The following is a 17,709-nucleotide window of genomic DNA, read 5'->3' on the forward strand; positions in this document are numbered from 1 at the left end:
GACATTCCATAAGATGAAGCTCGAATACGATCTCGGCCTGAGCCGCATCTATGAGCTCGTCATCAACTCGAATCCGTGCTACGCCTTTTTGCTCGACGGCAACACGCTCTTACAAAACAAGACCGTGTGTGCACACGTGCTCGGGCACTGCGATTTCTTTAAGAACAATGCGGCGTTCCGACACACGTCCCGAGACATGGTGGAGCGCATGGCGTCGAGCGCCGAGCGAATTTATCATTACGAGCTTGAACACGGGAGGCACCGGGTCGAGGAGCTGCTTGACGCAGGTCTCGCGATTGCCGAGCACGTCGATCCGTCAGAGGAGGGGCGAAACGCGCGCCGCGCCGCCAAGGAGCGCATGTACCGCAAGCGCCTGGGGGAGCGCCATGAACCGGGTCGAAAGCCGCGCCAGCCGGGCCCGTACGACGATCTGTTCGCCCTCGACGGTCCGCTGCCGGAGGAGGTTGAAGAGCCGCTCCCAGCTCGCGTCCTCAACAAGGACGTGATGCTGTTCATCATCGAGAACAGCACTGTTCTTGAGGAGTGGGAGCGGGACGTCCTCTCCATGCTGCGCGAGGAGATGCTCTACTTTTGGCCTCAGTTGGAGACCAAAATCATGAACGAGGGCTGGGCGACGTATTGGCACCTGCGCATCATGCGGGAGATGGATCTGTCGGACGAAGAGGCCGTGGAGTTTGCCAAGATGCACGCGGGCGTCGTGTTGCCTTCCCGAACGAGCATCAATCCCTATCACGTCGGTCTCGCCATCTGGGAGGACATTGAGCGGCGGTGGAACGAACCGACGAAGGAAGAGCAGGAGCGGTACGGCCGTCGGCCGGGTGAGGGGCGAGAGAAGATGTTCGAGGTGCGCGAGATCGAGACGGACGTCTCCTTCTTGCGCAACTATTTGACCAAGGACCTGATTGAAAAACTCGATCTGTACGTGTATCAAAAGGTGGGTAACGACTGGCGCGTCGTCGAGAAGGATTGGGAGAAGGTGCGAGACGCGCTCGTCGCTTCGCGCATCAACGGCGGCATTCCTGTGCTGTACGTGGAGGACGGGGACTACCGGCGCAACGGCGAACTGCTCATTCGCCACGCGTACGAAGGGATGGAGCTCGATCTCCGTCACCTGGAAAAGACGCTGCCCTACTTCTACCGCCTGTGGGGCCGTCCTGTGCACCTGCAGACCGTCGTCGAAGGACGGGACGTCACCTTCAGTTTTGACGGGAAGAAAGTGCAGAGAGCGTTCGCAAAGGATTGACGCTCATGCCTGGATGCGGGATCGGCATGAAACGCAGGCCAAAGCGCAGCCCTGCCACATAGGCGGGGCTTTCGCCTGCCACACATGCGAGGATGGGACTGGCCCTAGCGATGTCTCGAATCATTTGCGCCTGGGTGATGAAACTTGTAATATGTAAGTGACATTAAAAATGAAAGGGTGACGCGTGTGGCCAAGAAAGTCTTGATGGTCGTCACGAGTGCAGACAAGATGACGGACGGGCACCCGACAGGGCTATGGCTGTCCGAATTTGCCGAGCCGTATACAGAGTTTAAGCAAGCCGGGTACGAGGTGACGGTGGCCAGCCCGCGCGGAGGGCAGGCGCCGATTGATGAGCGCAGCGTGCAGAACGGCGAGCTCAATCAGTGGCCCGAGGCGGTCGAGGTTTTGAAGCGGACCATTCCCCTCTCTCAGGTCTCCGCGTCCGATTTCGACGCCATCTTCCTGCCCGGCGGTCACGGCACCATGTTTGACTTCCCAAACAGCGCGGAACTCCAGGCGCTCATTCGCGCGTTTGCGGAATCCGGCAAAGTCGTCGCCGCCGTGTGCCACGGTCCGGCTGGGCTCGTCAACGTGCGGCTCTCGAACGGCGATCCGCTCGTCAAAGGCAAGCGCGTAACCGCGTTTACGAATGAGGAGGAGCGCGCCGTCAAGCTCGACGACAAGGTGCCCTTCATGCTGGAGACGCGGTTGCGCGAGCTTGGCGCGCAGTTCGTGGCCCAGCCGACGTGGTCCGATCACGTCGAACGAGACGGCAACCTCATCACGGGGCAGAATCCGCAGTCAGGCATCAGCGCCGCGAAAGCCGTCATCGAGGCGCTCGAGCAATCCCGCTGACAACCTCCGTCTCAACTGGCGTCCCGCTCCTCACGTGTTGGGGAGGCGGGGCGCCTTTTTGTCGTTGCACCATGGCGCAAACCGAACGCCCACCGCGGCGAGCCTCGTGGCACGGCAGGCCCAGGATGGTCCTCGTCACAAAACTGCCACGGTTCAAGCGGTTACATCTGAGGTGGTTTTGAGGCCCGGGTGGCACATTCCATCTTGGGCGTCGAATGATGCGATGCCCGAGAAACAAAAACCAAGAAGAGGAGATGGGTGTATGAACCGCAAGTCGATGCTGTACGTGTTGGGCGTGGCGGCGGCAGCGGCCATGATGGTGACGGGTTGCGGCACAGCTGCGAGCGCGAACAACACGACGTCGAGCGGTGCGGCGAGTACAGCCGTCACAGTGAAGCACGACCACAAGGGGGCCAGCGCTTCGACGCACAAGGAGAATAAGACCGAGGCGAAGTCGTCCGGCAAGGCGACGGAGACGGCCAAGTCGTCCGTGACCTTGGCGGCTCCTGCTGCCGGCACGAGCGTCGCCGCAGGCGCCGCGCTGAAGGTGGACGGCCGCGTTTCGTCGAATTTGGCCAAGAAGGACGTCCAAATCACCTTGACCAACAGCGAAAAGAAGGTGCTGGTGCAGAAGATCATCGGCACCAACGCCGCAGGCGATTTCGCGGAGACGCTGACCCTGCCGAAGGATCTCGGCAAGGCGGGCGCGGAATTGACGCTTTCCGTCTCCGTGGTTGGCGAGAGCAGTGTGACGAGCGTTGTCACGCTGCATGTGAAGTGACTCCCGATTGGCATCCAGGCGTGAAAGGCGCGGAATTCGTTTCCGCGCCTTTCGCTTTCCTCACATCACGTCGCGAGGCCAAACGCTTTCCCCGCATGCCCGCCTTCCGAATGCCCCCTCCGCTCCACGCCCTCGGGAATGAGGTAAGATGTAGGGCAAGGTGATTGCAGTCCGTTCGCCTTGGGGGTGAGCGCTTGCCAAACATCGGCCCAGAACATCTGAAGTCCTTGTCCGAGTTCAAATATCTGAACGCGGAGAACGTTTCGCGTTATCATCTGATCATGCGCGTGTTCTATGAAAATCACATGAAGCGTCGCTACTGGCTTCGCCCCCTGGACGTTCACGGCGCCGTGCTTCACACGGGGCTCATCCAGGACTACACGCTGGAGCAGTGCGAATAGGACCTCCAGGTGTTGTGTCTCAGTTTCAGGAGCAGTTTCTCGACCTGCTTGTGGCGGATGCGAAGGCCATGTCTCCTCGCTGAGGGCGCCTATGTTCGTGCGCTCCCTGGCGCTCAAACAGTTTGCATAAGGAGGAATGTTCCATCGTCTGGAGTGTACTGAACGTCGTCGGAACCATCGCGTTCGCCTTGAGCGGATCGATCGTGGCCATGGAAGAGCGGTACGACTGGCTCGGCGTGTATGTGCTTGGTTTTGTGGCCGCATTCGGCGGCGGCATGATCCGCAACCTCATCGTCGGGCTGCCGGTTGCGCAGATCTGGCATCAGCCGGTGCTGTTTCTGACGGCTGCCCTGACGATCACGGCCGTGCTCATCCTGCCGTACGGCTTCGTGCACCGCTTTCGCCGGATCGTCAGCTTCTTCGACGCCATCGGCCTGGCGGCGTTCGCGGTCGAGGGCGCAATGTACGCGTATCGGGTGCACAGCACGTTTGTGACCACGGTTGTGGCTGCCCTGATGACTGGGATTGGCGGCGGGCTCATCCGCGATCTCCTCGCGTCCCGAAAGCCGCTCGTCTTTCAGACCGAGATTTACGCCATTTGGGCGATGCTGGCCGGCGCCGCGGTGGGGCTCGGCCTCATTCGGGCGGCGTGGGAAGAATATCTGCTCTTTGCCCTGGTCGCCACGCTTCGCATTTTGTCCGTTCGTTGGAATTGGCATCTTCCTCGGACTGGCCCGCCGGATGAGACCACGAGGTCGTTCGGCGCCTGAACGGGATGGGGTAGGCGCTCTTTGACGTCGGCGCCCCGGTGGATTGGAAATCTCAAAAATTCCTCAAGAAAATTTCAAGGTTGGCCCTGTACGCTGAGGGGGAGGGTTTCAGACCCCTCGACAGCGCCATGGCCGCTTGGTGAAAGGGCGTCCTGCGACTGTGAGACTCTGGCATGAAGCGCTGATTCCGAAGCTTCCGCGAGCACAACTGCTGGGGCAGCACCGGGAGTGTTGTGCGCTGCGCGGACTCGGCTGGAATCGGCCCCACGCGACGGTGAACTACGTCTTTCAGCATCCGTACGAGTATTTGGTTCAGTACCACCGGCTGGTCACGGAGGAGATGGAGCGCCGAGGGTACCATGTAGATCCCGCCTGGTGGGATCCGCGCTATCGGGGAAGGCGGGCGCCGCTCGCGGACATTGACCCTTCTCGCTATGCCGAGTCGTCGCCCATCTATCCAGAACACGACGACAGGTATCTCGCCGATTGTCTCGAAAACCTAAGAGCGAAGGGTATCCTGCTTGAATCGCGCGGAGGTTTTTGAGATGACGTGTCCTGGATGTGAGGCTTGGCGTACTGGCATCACGCTGAAGGTTCCGGACAGTGACGCGGAGGGCGTGAGGCGCTCCCTCGCGTCTGCACGTTCTGTGCACTGGCTGGATGCGACGTCCGTCTTGATGCCCCCTGACGTGTTTGTGGCGCGCGCAGCATACTGGCAAGCGTTCTTCGATACGCGTGCGTGGCGCGTCGAATGGGAGGGCCCCGATGGGGGCGATGGGGCGGCTCGCCCGTTTGACGCGTTTGTCGGTGGCCTGCCGTCCCTTTGGGTGGATGAATTGCTCGCCAGGCGCGCCATCCGCATGGCCATGCAGCCCATCGTGGACTTGACGAAGAGGACCGTGGTCGCGTGTGAAATGCTCGTCCGAGCCACGGCCTCGGACGGAAGCTTCATTTCGCCGCACGCGCTCTTTGAGGCGGCGCGCGAGCCATCCAGGCTGTTTGCGCTCGATCGCGCCTGTCGGATCGAGGCCATCGCGACCGCGAGCCGGCTGCCCGCGGACTGGGACGTCTTCGTCAATTTCGTTCCGACCGCCATCTACGCGCCCGAGCATTGCCTGCAGTCGACGTTCGCGGCTGCAGAGCGACACGCCGTCCATCCGTCCAGGCTCGTGTTTGAGGTGGTGGAAACGGAACGCGTCGATGACGTCGCCCATCTGCGGGACATTCTCGCCTTCTATCGGCGGCCCTCGCTTGAGGTTCCGGACGGATCGGTCGCATGGCTGCCGCGGGCGTGAGTTCCGGCAGCGGACCGTTTCGCTATACTACGGATGTATCTTTCGGACAGGGGGAGCATCCGTTGCCCAACGCAAAACCGACTGTCGCGGTCATTTCATACCACGCGCCGCCTGTGTTGAACGCTGAGTCGATTCTGGTGTGGAAGACGCTCAAGGTGCTGAAAAACTGGTTCCGCCTGCGCCTCATCACGGCGAGTGTCCCGTCGGCCGATGCGACGCTCGCCCTCCCGGACGACATCGAGGTGGAGCGGCTTCCCACCTGGATGCCGTCTGCGTACAAGCCGCGCCGCGCGCTGGAAAAGATCATCGGGCGGTTCGCCGACGAAGCGTGGCTGTGGGCGAGGCAGACGCCGGCCTCCATGGACCTTCCCGTCGATCTCCTCTACAGCCGTTCCCAGCCCGGCGCGAGCCATCTCCTCGCGCTTCGCTGGAAGCTGCGGACGGGGAAACCGTGGATTGCTCAGTTCAGCGATCCTTGGGCGCACAATCCGTACCACATGAGCCGCACGCCGCGGCGCAAAGCGTTCGACGAGGCGAATGAGCGGGCGGTCGTCGCCAAAGCGGACGCGCTCGTGTTTCCCACGCAGGAAATCCTTGACCAATACGTTCATCTGTATCCGCAGGTGCCCGTCGCGGACAAGTCCATCGTCCTGCCCCATCACTTCATGCCAGAGCTCTACCCGGAGCGCGTCGAGCGCCCGGCAGAGATCGCGGACAAACTGCTGTTTGCGTACCTCGGCGACTTCTACGGACAGCGCTCGCCGGAGCCTTTTGTGGTGGGGCTTGAGAATGCGCTCAGCGAGCGTCCCGGCATGCGGCAACGCGTGGCTGTGGAGTTTTACGGCAACGTCGAGTCGAAGTTCGAGCCAATCGTGGCGCAATCGCCCGTCCCGATTCGCAAGGGAAGGGTGTCGTATCTCGACAGCCTCGCGCGCATGCGGCAGGCGGACGTGTTGGTCCTCATCGATGCGCCATCGGCCACGGGGCGCAACCCGTTTTTGGCCTCGAAGCTCATCGATTATTTGGGAGCTGGAAGGAAGATACTGGGTATTACGGACGTGGAGGGGACGGCCGCGGACATCCTGCGCGCGCAGGGGCACGTCGTCTGCAGCCCCCGCGACGTGGACGGGATCGCGTCCGCCATGGTGGCGATGATGGACGCGTATCAGCGCGGCGAGTCGTTCTCCGTGCCCGTGCCCATGGCGTACTCCAGTGCAGAAGTCGTCGGGAAACTCGCGGCTCACATGGAGCGTCTGTTGGGGGAGACACACATGAAGTGAGGGTGAGCGATGAGTACCATCGTGTGGCAGCCGACGCCGGTGACGAAGGCGGACAGGCGCCGATTGAACGGGCATTCGAGTTGTGTGGTGTGGCTGACAGGTCTGTCGGGATCGGGCAAATCGACCATCGCCTGCGCGCTGGAGCTCGCGCTGCACGAGCGAGGCGTGCACACGTATCTCTTGGACGGCGACAATCTCCGCCATGGGCTGAATCGCGATCTCGGCTTTTCGGCGGACCATCGCGCGGAGAACATCCGCCGGACGGCCGAGGTGGCCAAGCTGTTTGTGGACGCGGGCGTCATCGTGATTTGCGGGCTCATCTCCCCGTACAGGCGGGATCGCGAGGCGGCTCGGGCGCTTTTTGAACCGGGCGAGTTCATCGAGGTGTTTGTCGACTGCCCGGTCGAGGTCTGCAAGTCGCGCGATCCGAAGGGGCTCTATCGGCGAGCGCTGGCGGGGGAGATCAAGGGTTTCACGGGCATCGACGACCCCTACGAGCCGCCGGAAGCGCCGGACGTGGTCGTGCGGACGGATCGCATGTCCGTCGAAGCGTGCGTCAAAGCCATTCTCCATCACCTCGAGGAAGCGGGACACCTGGGTCTGCAAGACGGCGCCGCGGCCGAGCGGGCGGCCGGGGAAAGGTAGGGGATGGACGTGGCGCGACCCAACTTCTTCATCGTCGGCGCGGCAAAATGCGGCACGAGTTCGCTCGACCGGTATCTGAGCCAGCACCCGGACATCTACATTCCACCGAAGAAAGAGGCGCACTTCTTCTCCATCCCCGATTTTCCCGAGCGTTTCACGGGTCCCGGCGACGAGGGCATGAACTTGTACACGATTCGGGATGAGGCCCAGTACCTTCGGCTGTTCGACGGCGTCCGAGGCGAGCGGGCCGTCGGCGAGGCGTCGGTGTTTTACCTGTTCTACCCCGGCACGGCGCAGCGGATGCACGACGCGTACCCCGACGCCAAGATCCTCATCATGCTGCGCAATCCGGTCGATCGCGCCTTCTCCGCCTACATGCACCTGGTGCGCGACGAACGCGAGACGCTTTCGTTCCGCGAGTCGCTCGCCAAGGAGGAGGAGCGCATCCGGCAACATTACGAGCCGCTGTGGTATTATCGTGCCGTCGGCCTGTATGCGGCGCAGGTGAAGCGATACCTCGACGTGTTCGGGCGCGAGCAGGTCAAGGTGATCCTGTTTGAGGACTTCGCGCGCGATCCCGTCCAGGTAGTGCGCGACTGCTGCGCTTTCCTCGGCGTGTCCACCGACTTCGTTCCCGACACCTCGATCCGCCACAACGAGTCGGGCGTGCCCAAGTCGAGATCGCTCTACAACTTCATCGCGAAGCCGAACGCGCTGAAGGAAATCGTGAAGCCGTTCATTCCGGCCGCGGTGCGCGAACGCTGGGGCAACCGGGCGAAGTCGATGGTGCTCGGGCGGATAGAAATGGAGCCCGACCTCCGGGAGGAGCTCACGGCGTTCTTTGCGCCGGACGTGGCGCGCCTCGAGGAGGTGCTCGGCCGCGATCTCTCCGCATGGCGCAGACCGAAGCGCGCCGCGGGATCGCAGTGAAAGGTGCGAGAGGGGGAGATTCATGGAGGTCTTGGAGGCAATTCGAGGGCGCCGGCACATCAAGCAGTTCAAGCCGGATCCCATCGATGAAGCGACGTGGATGAGCTGGCTGCAGGAGGCGACGAACGCGCCGAACCACAAGATGACGGAGCCGTGGGAGATCATCGTGGTGGGAGACGAGGCGCGGATGAATCTGCGCCACGGCGCGAACTTCGGGGACGCCCCGGTGGTGCTCGCGGTGCTCAGCAAGCGGGGCAACTCGCAGATGGAGCGCGACGAGAACCTGATGGCGGTCGCGTGTTTTCTCGAGAACCTGAGCCTGATTGCGGAGGCCCACGGCGCTGGGATTCGCTGGACGTCCATCGGCTGGCAGGAGCACGCGCGCCAGGTGCTCGGCGTGTCGGACGACTACGACATTGCCAACATCATCGGCTTGGGCTATCCGGAGGAGGTTCCGCCGGCGAAACCGCGCACGCCCATTGCCGAAAAGATCCGGCGGGTGCCCTGATGGCGGACGCGAGGCAGGGCGCGGATCTGGAGGCGAGATCGCCCTGGGCGCTCGGGGGCTACCGGCTCGCGCGGGTGGGGCCTGCCAGCGGCCCGGTGGACGCGGACGTGCGCGTGCCGGGATCGAAGAGCGTGACGAATCGGGCGCTCGTCATCGCCGCGATGGCGGAGGGCGAGTCGGTGCTGTCGGGCATTCTGCGAAGCGACGACGCGTACTGGTGCATCGAGGCGCTGCGCTCGCTCGGCGTCCCGGTTGAGGTGGAGGGAGACGTCGTGCGCCTGACGGGCTGCAATGGGCAGTTCCCGCAAAGCGAGGCGCGCGTGTACACGGGCGCCGGCGGCACGACGGCGAGGTTTCTCACGGCCGCGCTCGCGGCCACAACCGGCGAGTACGAGATTTCGGGCAGCCGCCGGATGAACGAGCGGCCGATGGGCGAACTGTTTCGGGTGCTGCGTGCGCTTGGGGCCGACATCGAGCCGCTCGAGCGCCCCGACACGCTGCCCATTCGCCTCAAGGCGCGAGGGCTCGCCGGCGGAGCGGTCGAGATGTCGGGCGCGCAGTCGTCGCAGTTCGTGAGCGGGGTGCTCATCGCGGCGCCCTACGCGCGCGCGCCGGTGACCGTGCGCATCGTGGACCACATCGTCCAGCACGCCTACGTGCACATCACGCTCGACATGATGCGCGCGTTCGGCGCGCAGTGCGCGGCTGCGGACGATCTCGCCTCCATCTCGGTCGACACCGCGAGGTATCGCGGCCGCCGGTACGACATCGAGGCGGACGCGTCCACGGCCTGTTACTTCTTCGCGGCCGCCGCCGTCACGGGCGGGCGGGTGCGGGTGACGAACCTCGCGCGCGGCACGCGCCAGCCCGACGTCCACTTCGTCGACGTGCTCGCGAAGATGGGGTGCGAGGTGACGTCGTCGGACGCGGGCATCGAGGTCAGAGGTCCTGCGACGCTTCGCGGCGGTTTCTCCATCAGCATGAAGGAGATGTCGGATCAGACGCTCACCCTTGCGTTTCTGGCTCCGTTCGCGGACGGTCCGATTGAAATCACCGGCGTCGGCCATATCCGGCATCACGAGTCGGACCGGATCCGGGTCATTGTCGAGAGCCTCGCGCGCGTGGGCGTCCGCGCCGAGGAGCGGGAGGACGGCGTCGTCGTCTATCCGAGCGCGCCTCGGCCCGCGCGGCTTCCCTCGTACGACGATCACCGCGTCGCCATGGCGCTCTCTGTGCTCGCCCTGCGCGCGGACGGCGTCGAGATTGAGGATCCGGGCTGCGTCTCGAAGACCTGTCCGACGTTTTTTCATCACCTGCGAGAGATGGGCGTTCCGGTCGATCTCGTCCCATAACGAGAGGCTGCTCAGGGCGCATAGCGCGCCTGGGCAGCCTCTTTTCGCTCGTCGCGCTTTCCCGCCAGGGCCAAATACACCGCGGGCACCAAAACGAGCGTCACCAGGGTGGAGAACGTGAGTCCAAACGCGATGACCGTCGCCATGGACGCGAGCGTCTCCACGCCCTTGCCGTAGCCAATCACGAGGGGCAGCATCGCGAGCACCGTCGTCGCCGTGCTCATGAGGATGGGGCGCAGTCGAACGGGGCCGGCTTCCATGAGCGCCTCGCGCAGGCGCTTGCCGTCCCGTCGCAGCCGGTTGGCGTAGTCCACGAGCACAATCGCGTTGTTCGCCACGAGGCCCATCACCATGATCACGCCGATGGCCGAGTCCACGTTGAGCGAGCGATGTGTGAGCACGAGGCCCAGAGCGGCCCCGATGAATGTCGGTGGCAGCGAGAACATGATGACAAATGGCGTGAGCAAGGATTCAAACAGACTCGCCATCAGCATGTACAAAAGCGCCACGGAGAAGACGAACGCCCACAGCATGTCGAACATCGTCTGGCGCAGGAACGCACCGCCTTGGCCGAATCCCACACTGTATCCCTCAGGAACGTGGATCGACGTCAGTTGTTTGGCGAGTTCCAGCTGCGCGCGGCCCTGCGTGATGCCGTACGGCGTCGCCGTCACCTCCACGGTGCGAACCCCGTTGATGTGCGTGATGCTTGGCGGCTCGGAGCCGTTCGACACGGTGCCGAGCTTCGTCACGGGCACCATTTGCCCCGCCTGATTCTCCACCGTCAGATCCTGCAAATGGCTGAGGTTCTGCGCGTAACTCGGCGGCATCTCGACGACGATGTTGTACGTGTTGCCGTTCACGTCGTACGTCGAGGCAATTTGTCCGCCGATGTCCGCCTTCAGCACGCTCTCCACGGCCTGCGCCGTCAGGCCGTACTGAGCGAGCAGGGCCGGATCGAGTTTCAGCGTGACGTTCGGCATCGCCGTGGTGGCGCCGTTCTGAATGTCTTCCAAGCCGCGCACGCGGTGCATGGCAGCCGCCACCTCGTTTGCGAGCCGCGTCAACTCGGCGACATCCGGGCCCTGAATCTGCACAGAAACCTTATCCGACGTCGGCCCGCTCGCGCCGTTCGCGGACGCCGCGGATGCGGTGACCGCCGCGCCGGAAATCGACTGGGCGAGCTGATTGAACTGAGCCGTCATCGCTTCAACCGCCTCGCTCGAGACGGAATCCTCGAACCGCACGGTGAGCGTCGCCTGGTTGGTGGCCGGCAGCGCGGCATACGTGTTGCCGCCGATCTGCGCGTCCATCTGCTCAATCCCGTGCAGATGCGCCCGAGCGAGCTGCTCCACGCGCTTCGTCACCCGTTCCGTCGCAGCCAGGGACGTGCCGGGCGGGGTCTGGATGCTCACCGTGATCTCGTCCTCGCCCACATTCGGCACGAGCTCGAAGCCAATCTTCGGCACCGTGGCCACGCTCGCCACGAACATGAGTGCGGTGACGGCGAAGATGGTCTTTCTGTGGGACAGGCTCCACGAAAGCGCCCGGCGGTACAGTTGGGTGAGCCCGTGCATGAAGCGCGCGGACCAGTCAAACGGCGCGTACCAGCGCATCGGCGCGTCGCGACCCGGCAGGCGATCCGGCTCGTCGAAGCGGCGCCCCGTGAGAAGGCGCGACGCGAGCATGGGCGTGAACGTGAGCGCGACGAACAGCGCGGCCACGTGCGAGAACGAGACGGTGAGCGACAGCGGCTTGAAAAATTGCCCTGCGATGCCCGGCACAAAGATGGACGGCGCAAACACGCTGATCTGGGCGCACGCGGCCACAAACACCGCCAGCCCCACCTCTTCGGTGCCCACCACCGCCGCTTCCCTTGGGCTCAGGCCGCGCTGTCGAGATCGGAAGATGGATTCGAGCACGACGATGGAGAAGTCGACGAGCGAGCCGAGGCCCACGGCGAGCGATCCAAGCGTGATGGAGTTGATGGACAGCCCCGCGGCGGCCATGAGCGCGAAGGTCGACAGCGTGGCGATGGGGATGGCCACCGCCACCACGATGGTGGAGCGCACGCTGCGCAGAATGAGCAGGATGACGAGGATGCCGAAGATGAACCCGAGCACGGTGTGGTTGACCACGGTGCGGATGGTGTCTCGCACGGGCTGCGCGTCGTCCGTGAGCACCTCGACGTGGACGCCCGGCGGCAACTGGGCCTGAATAGACGGAAGCGACTGCCATACCCCATTCGACACCTGCACGATGTTGGCGTCGGACGCCTGCGAGATGGACAGGGTCACGGCCGGGGCGTCGTTGACCGTGTTCACGAGCTCGATGGGCGCGTGGCCGTCCTGAATCTGGGCGATGTCCTTGAGCTTCACGTTCCCGCCCAAGGGCAGCGGAATCTCGAGATTTCCAAGTTGCGACGCGGACGCGATTTCACCGCTCACGTGCAGCGGGATGAGGAGGCTTCCCTTCTGGACCTCTCCCGCGTCTGCGGATAGGTTGTTCGCGGCGATGGCGTTCACCACCTGCTCGATGCTCAGGTGGTACGCCTTCAGCTTGTCCGGATCCACCTCGACGGTGATCTGGCGGACGAGCCCGCCTGCTTCTTGAACGCCCGCGACGCCATTCAGCCGCTCGATGGCGGGCTCCACGACGTTGGCTGCCGCATCGGAGACGGTTTGCAACGAAACCCCCTTGGATCCGTACACGGCCACGCGCATGATGGGCAGGCTGTTGGGATCGAACTGTTGCACGAGCGGCGTCGTCGCGTCGGACGGCAACTCCGGCTGCACGCGGTTCACCAGGCTGCGCATCTGGTTCAGTGCCTCGTCCAGATTGACGCCGTAGTTGAATTCGACGATGACGAGCGAACTGCCGGCCGTCGACTGGGACTCCATCAGGTTGACGCCGGACAGCCCTTCGAGCGCCTGCTCAAGCGGGTGCGAAACTTGTTTTTCCACTTCTTCCGGCGAGGCGCCGTTCCACGACGTGACCACCGCCGCCACGGGCAGGTTGAGTTTCGGAAACAGCTCCTCCGGTAGGTGGAGGAGCGCGAAGACACCCACGGCGACGAGCGCAATCATCAGCATGGTGATGGTGACGGGGCGGCGAATGGAGAATCTGGAAAGTTGCACGATCCCGGCTCCTTTCTTCCGTCTATCGTCGCCGGACGGGCCGCCATTTGCAAGCCAATCCAGAAGAAAAGATGAAAGGCGAAGGAGGAACCGGGGCGTGCCTCAGGCGTTCAGAATGTCCTGGCGGCCAAATCGCAGGAAGCTGGCTGCGAGCAGCACCGCGGTCCAGGCGAGGAGCACCGCGACGCCTTGGGCAAGCGTGACCGGCGAACCGATGGTGAACGAGGTGCCGCCGGCGAGATCGCCGTAGAGGCTCAGGTGGGTGGTGAAGAGCATCCTCACCCAGGATTGACCGCGCGCCATGGCGGAGACCACGAAGCCGATGATGATGGAACCCATGGCTGCGGACGTGCTGACCATGGCCGACGGAAAGAGGACCGAGCAGGTGAAGGCGATGGACGCGACGGCCACCATGGCGCCGGCCACGAGCGCGCTCTGGAGCAAAAAAGCCTGCCACATCGGCCAGACGACGGCGTGATTGTACACGGCGACGGGCGTGGCTTGGAGGGCGCCTGGTTGCGTGAAGAAGCGCACGTGGATGTTCAGCCACTCGGGCTGCATGGCGCCCTGTGGCCCGTCGATGGCCAGCGCGACGCCCAAAAACGCGAAGCAGAGCAGAAAGGAAAGCGCGGCGGCCGACGCGGCGGACACGAGCCACTTGCCGAGAAGCAGGGTGCGCCGGCGCACGGGCCGCACGACAAGTAGCTTGATGGTGCCTTGGGTCATTTCACCGGCTACCATGTCGCCAACGAGAATGACGACGAGCAGCGGAATGAAGGTCTTGGTGGCGACGCCGACAAACTGGCTCGTCTCGGACCAGCCGTCCAGCAGGTTGGGCGAAAGCGGCGCCACGTCACGCGCTAGGCGGTAACGATCCTCCTGGACGTTCTGTTGAAGCTCCGCGAGCGTCTGCGCGGCGCCGGCGGAGTTGGCGGATGAGTCTTTCAGAAGACGAAGCTGTGCTTCCGCCGCCCTAAGGTTCGCCTGGGCGCTGGCCCGCCAGTCGGCGGACACCTCCGCCTGGGTCGGAACGCGGCTGTAGATTTGCCTCTCATGATGTTCCCCCAAGGCAAACATGCCCACGAGGCACAGGGCGAGCGCCACCACGACAGCGAGCCGCCTGCGGCGCACGAGCTTCATCCATTCGTTTTGCACGACGCGCCAGAGTCTCATCGCGTATCCCCTCCCGATTCTGCGCCTGTGAGCGCGAGAAACGATTGCTCTAACCCGCCGGTGCGCGCCGCCTCGTAGACGTCGAATCCGGCTGCCACGAGATCGCGAAGGAGTGATGCGACGCGGGCGTCGTCGAGGCGGGCGACGACCAATCGGCCGTCCTTCCCTTCCACGTCAAACCCGCGGGCTCGGAGCCACGAGGCCGCCTCGTCCCAGCGCGACACGCGCAGAAGCAAGGAGCCTGCCCTGGCGCGGAGCTCCGCCACGCTGGCCTCCGCGATGACGCGGCCCTGCTGCAGGACCGCGACGCGATCGCACATCTGCTCGACCTCCGAGAGCAGGTGGCTCGAGACAAAGACGGCCAGGCCTTCGGCGGCGAGGGCGCGGACGAGCTCGCGAAACTCGCGGATGCCGGCCGGATCGAGCCCGTTGGTGGGTTCGTCGAGCACGAGCAGCTTCGGATCGGCGATGAGCGCCTGCGCGACGCCGAGGCGCTGACGCATGCCGAGCGAGTAGCGCTTGACTTTCTCGTCGATGCGATCCTCGAGGCCGACGCGCTTGGCCACGCGCTCGATGCGCGCTTCGATGTGGTCCACGCCTGCCAGCCGCGCGTAGTGGAGCAGGTTCTGCCGGCCGGTGAGATACCCGTACATTTCGGGATTTTCGACGATGGCGCCGAGGTGCCGCTTGGCGTTGACGGGATCGCGTTCGACATCGTGGCCGCACACGCGGATGGCGCCGCGCGTGGGCCGGATGAGGCCGACAATCATGCGGATGGTGGTGGTTTTGCCGGCGCCGTTTGGCCCGAGGAAGCCGTAGACCTCGCCTGCGCGCACACTCATGTTCAGTTGGCGGACAATTTCGCGGCCCCCGATGCGCTTGCTGACGTCAAACAGTTGCAACACGTGCACGGATCCCTCATGTTCAACATTCACGAATCCCACCTCCTCAAGCGGAAGAATGGACGGCGGCTGCGCAGGGCGTACAGGATGGTGCAGGACGCCATCCAGATGAGGACCACTTCGATGGCCGCCGCTTTGCCGACGCCGAGGCCCATGGCCTGCGCCGCCCACACGGTCACGAGAAACCCTGCGAGGAGCGCGATGCCAAGCGCGAACAGCCGCTGGTAGACAGCAAACGGAAAGACCTCGTTCAGGTGTTCCAACGGGAGTCGCTCGAATAGCGCGGCTCCGAGGGCGAGCCACAGGGCAATCCAGGCGACGAACCATATCCCGTAGGCGACGAGCGCTCCGCCCGTCGTCCGGTCCAGCAGCATCAGGGGTGACAAGTGCATGATGTCGTTCGACAGGGGCGACGGGTGCGGCCCGTTCCACTTCGAGCTCACGTATTCGATGAACGTGCCTGCGTATACCGGAAAGCCCGCGACGCCGATGGCCGAGATCCCGGCGGCGACGGGATGTGCGATGGTGGCCGCGGCCGCGACGCCCGCGCTCCAGGCTGCGAGATCGACGAGCAGGCGCTTGAACATCACGTGTGCGACGAGCGCCTGGCTGGCGGGCAGCCCCATGCGGGCATTGAGCGCCCACAGGCCAACGAGACACAAGATTTGGCTGATGACGAGGGTTCCTCCCGTGAGGAAGGCGTGAGCGCCGTACACGTCTCGCCGCCGGGCAGGGCCGGCCAGGACACTCATCAGCTCCACGCGGCGCGTCGCAAGTCCGACAACGCCCAGGCCGATGGACCAGAGGACACCGAGGTCCAGCACGTTGGCCTCCTGGCCCATTGCCAGCCGCACAAGTTCTTGGCGCAGCGCATGTGGAGCGTTTGCGAAGAGAAAGCCAGATAGCAAACCGCGGCCTAGCACAAACGGCGTGGTCACGAGCCACCAGCGCAGAGAGCGCCACGTGTACCACCACACGGCCCTAGGCGCTTTCGTCGGCATCAAAGGCGTATCCCTCCTTCCGCATCAGCAGGCGAAACCATTCGTCCAACGGGAGGTGTTCCTGGACAGCGACCTGATGAATGCCCGCCGCGCGAAGTTGGTCTCGGACGTGGTCCAACGACGCCCGCTCCACCACGGCGCTGAAGGAATCCCCGCCCTTTTCCCAGCCGAGCGCATCGTCCAACGCGTGGAGCGGGGTGCGCCCTTCGGGGCGAACCACCAGTTTCACAAACCTTTCTTTCGCCTCCTCCAGTGGACCCGACCAGACCGAGCGCCCCCGGTACAACACCGTGAGGCTGTCCGCCAGGCGCTCCACGTCGTCGACGGCGTGCGTCGCCACAAGCAGGGAGGCACCCGAATCGGCCGCTTCGCCGACGAGCCACTGCCAGATCTGGCGGCGCACGACGGGATCGAGCCCCGTGGTGGGTTCGTCGAGCAGAAGCAGGCGGGGGCGTGTGGCGAGCGCGAACGCGAGCTTCGCGCGCATGCGCATGCCGAGCGAAAACTGGTGGACGCGCTGGCCGAGAGGCAGGTCGAGCTGTCTCAGCAGGCTGCGAAATCGGTTTTCATCCCAGCGCTCGTACATGAGCCGACCGTACGTCTGAAAGTCCTGGAGCGTCCACCGCGCGGGCAGGGAGACCGTGGGATCCACAAAGGCCACCTGGCTGCGCCAGGCCGAATCGTCCCAAGGGCTCACGGGCCTTTCCATCCAGACCACTTCGCCGCCATCCGGCCGGTAGAGCCCCGCCAGGATGCGCAACAGCGTCGTTTTGCCGGAACCATTCACGCCCAGGATTCCGTGGACGGAGCCTTCGGGGACGGAGAAGGTGACAGAGCCAAGTGCCACCTGTCCTCGAATGTGCTTGGACAGTTGCTGAACGGAGAGGATGATGTCCACTATGCCTCCTCCTTTCGCTCGCCTCGCGCATCGTCGCGCGCCTGGTGAAACATCTCCTCGAAGGCGTCTTCGGCGAGGCCGAGATGGTAGGCTTCGATCCACGCGAGCCGCAGAGTGTCGCGAAGCTTATGGACGCGCTCCTCGACATCCGGGGGCGGACGCTGACCCGGGTTTGCCACGAACGTGCCCCGGCCTCGGACGACCTCAATCACTCGGCTTCGCTCGAGCTCCTGATACGCCCTCGCGACCGTGTTGTGGTTAATGGCGAGGGAGACGGCGAGATCGCGCACGGAGGGAAGGCGATCACCGGGCTTCAGTCAGCCTGCCGCCACGGCCGCCTTGATGCCATCCACAATCTGCTGGTAGACCGGTGTGGGAGACCGAGGATCCACCCGAAGCCACAAGGCCATCACCCCCTCTATCGGCCCGCCGGCGCACCGGCTCTGTGTTCCGTGTGTACTAGTTCGAATAGTACACCGGCAGTATACGTGGGCTGGATGACGATGTCAAGCGGCCG

The 17,709-nt window shown here is 64.2% G+C and carries 18 protein-coding genes; 12 read left to right on the plus strand and 6 right to left on the minus strand.

The genetic code is table 11. The annotated features are described in order from the left end of the window. The 12 genes from AS26_RS10835 to aroA all read left to right on the plus strand — a co-directional run. Window positions 1-1,264: SpoVR family protein (locus tag AS26_RS10835; protein ID WP_062309422.1), on the plus strand; the 1,264-nt coding region annotated here is incomplete at its 5' end. Window positions 1,265-1,450: 186 nt separating this feature from the next. Then, window positions 1,451-2,119, plus strand: a complete 669-nt coding sequence (locus AS26_RS10840; protein ID WP_174519942.1) for a type 1 glutamine amidotransferase domain-containing protein — start codon at window positions 1,451-1,453, stop codon at window positions 2,117-2,119. 262 nt (window positions 2,120-2,381) lie between these two features. Continuing rightward, complete coding sequence (locus tag AS26_RS10845; RefSeq protein ID WP_062309400.1) at window positions 2,382-2,900, plus strand: hypothetical protein; 519 nt, start codon at window positions 2,382-2,384, stop codon at window positions 2,898-2,900. A gap of 194 nt (window positions 2,901-3,094) precedes the next feature. After that, window positions 3,095-3,301 (plus strand): DUF2397 family protein, encoded by a 207-nt coding sequence (locus AS26_RS10850; protein WP_062309402.1) that lies wholly within the window; start codon window positions 3,095-3,097, stop codon window positions 3,299-3,301. Window positions 3,302-3,444: 143 nt separating this feature from the next. Next, on the plus strand, window positions 3,445-4,071 hold the full coding sequence (locus AS26_RS10855) for a trimeric intracellular cation channel family protein (protein WP_062309426.1): 627 nt from the start codon (window positions 3,445-3,447) through the stop codon (window positions 4,069-4,071). Window positions 4,072-4,231: 160 nt separating this feature from the next. Continuing rightward, entirely contained in the window at window positions 4,232-4,615 is a 384-nt protein-coding gene (locus tag AS26_RS10860; protein WP_062309404.1) for a TIGR02328 family protein, read from the plus strand. Between the two features lies 1 nt (window position 4,616). Then, complete coding sequence (locus AS26_RS10865; RefSeq protein WP_245629733.1) at window positions 4,617-5,366, plus strand: EAL domain-containing protein; 750 nt, start codon at window positions 4,617-4,619, stop codon at window positions 5,364-5,366. A gap of 62 nt (window positions 5,367-5,428) precedes the next feature. Then, the gene (locus tag AS26_RS10870) at window positions 5,429-6,646 is read left to right on the plus strand and encodes a glycosyltransferase family protein (RefSeq protein ID WP_062309406.1); all 1,218 of its coding nucleotides are present in this window, start codon (window positions 5,429-5,431) and stop codon (window positions 6,644-6,646) included. Window positions 6,647-6,655: 9 nt separating this feature from the next. Next, window positions 6,656-7,291, plus strand: coding sequence for an adenylyl-sulfate kinase (cysC, locus tag AS26_RS10875; RefSeq protein ID WP_062309408.1), 636 nt, complete (start codon window positions 6,656-6,658; stop codon window positions 7,289-7,291). A 3-nt stretch (window positions 7,292-7,294) separates the two neighbouring features. Further along, complete coding sequence (locus tag AS26_RS10880; RefSeq protein WP_062309410.1) at window positions 7,295-8,221, plus strand: sulfotransferase family protein; 927 nt, start codon at window positions 7,295-7,297, stop codon at window positions 8,219-8,221. A 22-nt stretch (window positions 8,222-8,243) separates the two neighbouring features. After that, a complete protein-coding gene (locus AS26_RS10885) occupies window positions 8,244-8,729 on the plus strand; it encodes a nitroreductase family protein (RefSeq protein WP_062309412.1) in 486 nt (161 codons plus the stop codon). Further along, window positions 8,729-10,081: a 3-phosphoshikimate 1-carboxyvinyltransferase gene (gene aroA, locus AS26_RS10890; protein ID WP_062309415.1), complete on the plus strand. Its 1,353-nt coding sequence runs from the start codon at window positions 8,729-8,731 to the stop codon at window positions 10,079-10,081. The genes AS26_RS10885 and aroA overlap by 1 nt, the downstream gene beginning before the upstream one ends. An 11-nt stretch (window positions 10,082-10,092) precedes the next feature. Here the strand turns inward: aroA and AS26_RS10895 are convergent, their stop codons facing one another. From AS26_RS10895 to AS26_RS10920, 6 genes are all read right to left on the minus strand, one after another. After that, on the minus strand, window positions 10,093-13,218 hold the full coding sequence (locus AS26_RS10895) for an efflux RND transporter permease subunit (RefSeq protein WP_062309417.1): 3,126 nt from the start codon (window positions 13,216-13,218) through the stop codon (window positions 10,093-10,095). A 102-nt stretch (window positions 13,219-13,320) separates the two neighbouring features. After that, window positions 13,321-14,391, minus strand: coding sequence for an ABC transporter permease (locus AS26_RS10900; protein ID WP_062309419.1), 1,071 nt, complete (start codon window positions 14,389-14,391; stop codon window positions 13,321-13,323). Beyond that, window positions 14,388-15,302, minus strand: a complete 915-nt coding sequence (locus tag AS26_RS10905) for an ABC transporter ATP-binding protein (RefSeq protein WP_062309428.1) — start codon at window positions 15,300-15,302, stop codon at window positions 14,388-14,390. The genes AS26_RS10900 and AS26_RS10905 overlap by 4 nt, the downstream gene beginning before the upstream one ends. 20 nt (window positions 15,303-15,322) lie before the next feature. Next, window positions 15,323-16,294: a hypothetical protein gene (locus AS26_RS10910; protein ID WP_062309430.1), complete on the minus strand. Its 972-nt coding sequence runs from the start codon at window positions 16,292-16,294 to the stop codon at window positions 15,323-15,325. Beyond that, a complete protein-coding gene (locus tag AS26_RS10915; RefSeq protein WP_062309420.1) occupies window positions 16,275-17,192 on the minus strand; it encodes an ABC transporter ATP-binding protein in 918 nt (305 codons plus the stop codon). The genes AS26_RS10910 and AS26_RS10915 overlap by 20 nt, the downstream gene beginning before the upstream one ends. Then, a complete protein-coding gene (locus AS26_RS10920; protein WP_281176962.1) occupies window positions 17,192-17,509 on the minus strand; it encodes a GntR family transcriptional regulator in 318 nt (105 codons plus the stop codon). The genes AS26_RS10915 and AS26_RS10920 overlap by 1 nt, the downstream gene beginning before the upstream one ends. Between the last annotated feature and the right edge of the window lie 200 nt (window positions 17,510-17,709).

The sequence above is a fragment of the Alicyclobacillus sendaiensis NBRC 100866 genome (assembly GCF_001552675.1).
Taxonomy (GTDB): domain Bacteria; phylum Bacillota; class Bacilli; order Alicyclobacillales; family Alicyclobacillaceae; genus Alicyclobacillus; species Alicyclobacillus sendaiensis.

Coding starts and splice junctions, on each gene's coding strand:
- AS26_RS10845 (WP_062309400.1), top strand. CDS start 2,382: ATGAACCGCAAGTCGATGCTGTACGTGTTGGGCGTGGCGGCGGCAGCG.
- AS26_RS10865 (WP_245629733.1), top strand. CDS start 4,617: ATGACGTGTCCTGGATGTGAGGCTTGGCGTACTGGCATCACGCTGAAG.
- cysC (WP_062309408.1), top strand. CDS start 6,656: ATGAGTACCATCGTGTGGCAGCCGACGCCGGTGACGAAGGCGGACAGG.
- AS26_RS10880 (WP_062309410.1), top strand. CDS start 7,295: ATGGACGTGGCGCGACCCAACTTCTTCATCGTCGGCGCGGCAAAATGC.
- AS26_RS10885 (WP_062309412.1), top strand. CDS start 8,244: ATGGAGGTCTTGGAGGCAATTCGAGGGCGCCGGCACATCAAGCAGTTC.
- aroA (WP_062309415.1), top strand. CDS start 8,729: ATGGCGGACGCGAGGCAGGGCGCGGATCTGGAGGCGAGATCGCCCTGG.
- AS26_RS10900 (WP_062309419.1), bottom strand. CDS start 14,391: ATGAGACTCTGGCGCGTCGTGCAAAACGAATGGATGAAGCTCGTGCGC.
- AS26_RS10910 (WP_062309430.1), bottom strand. CDS start 16,294: ATGCCGACGAAAGCGCCTAGGGCCGTGTGGTGGTACACGTGGCGCTCT.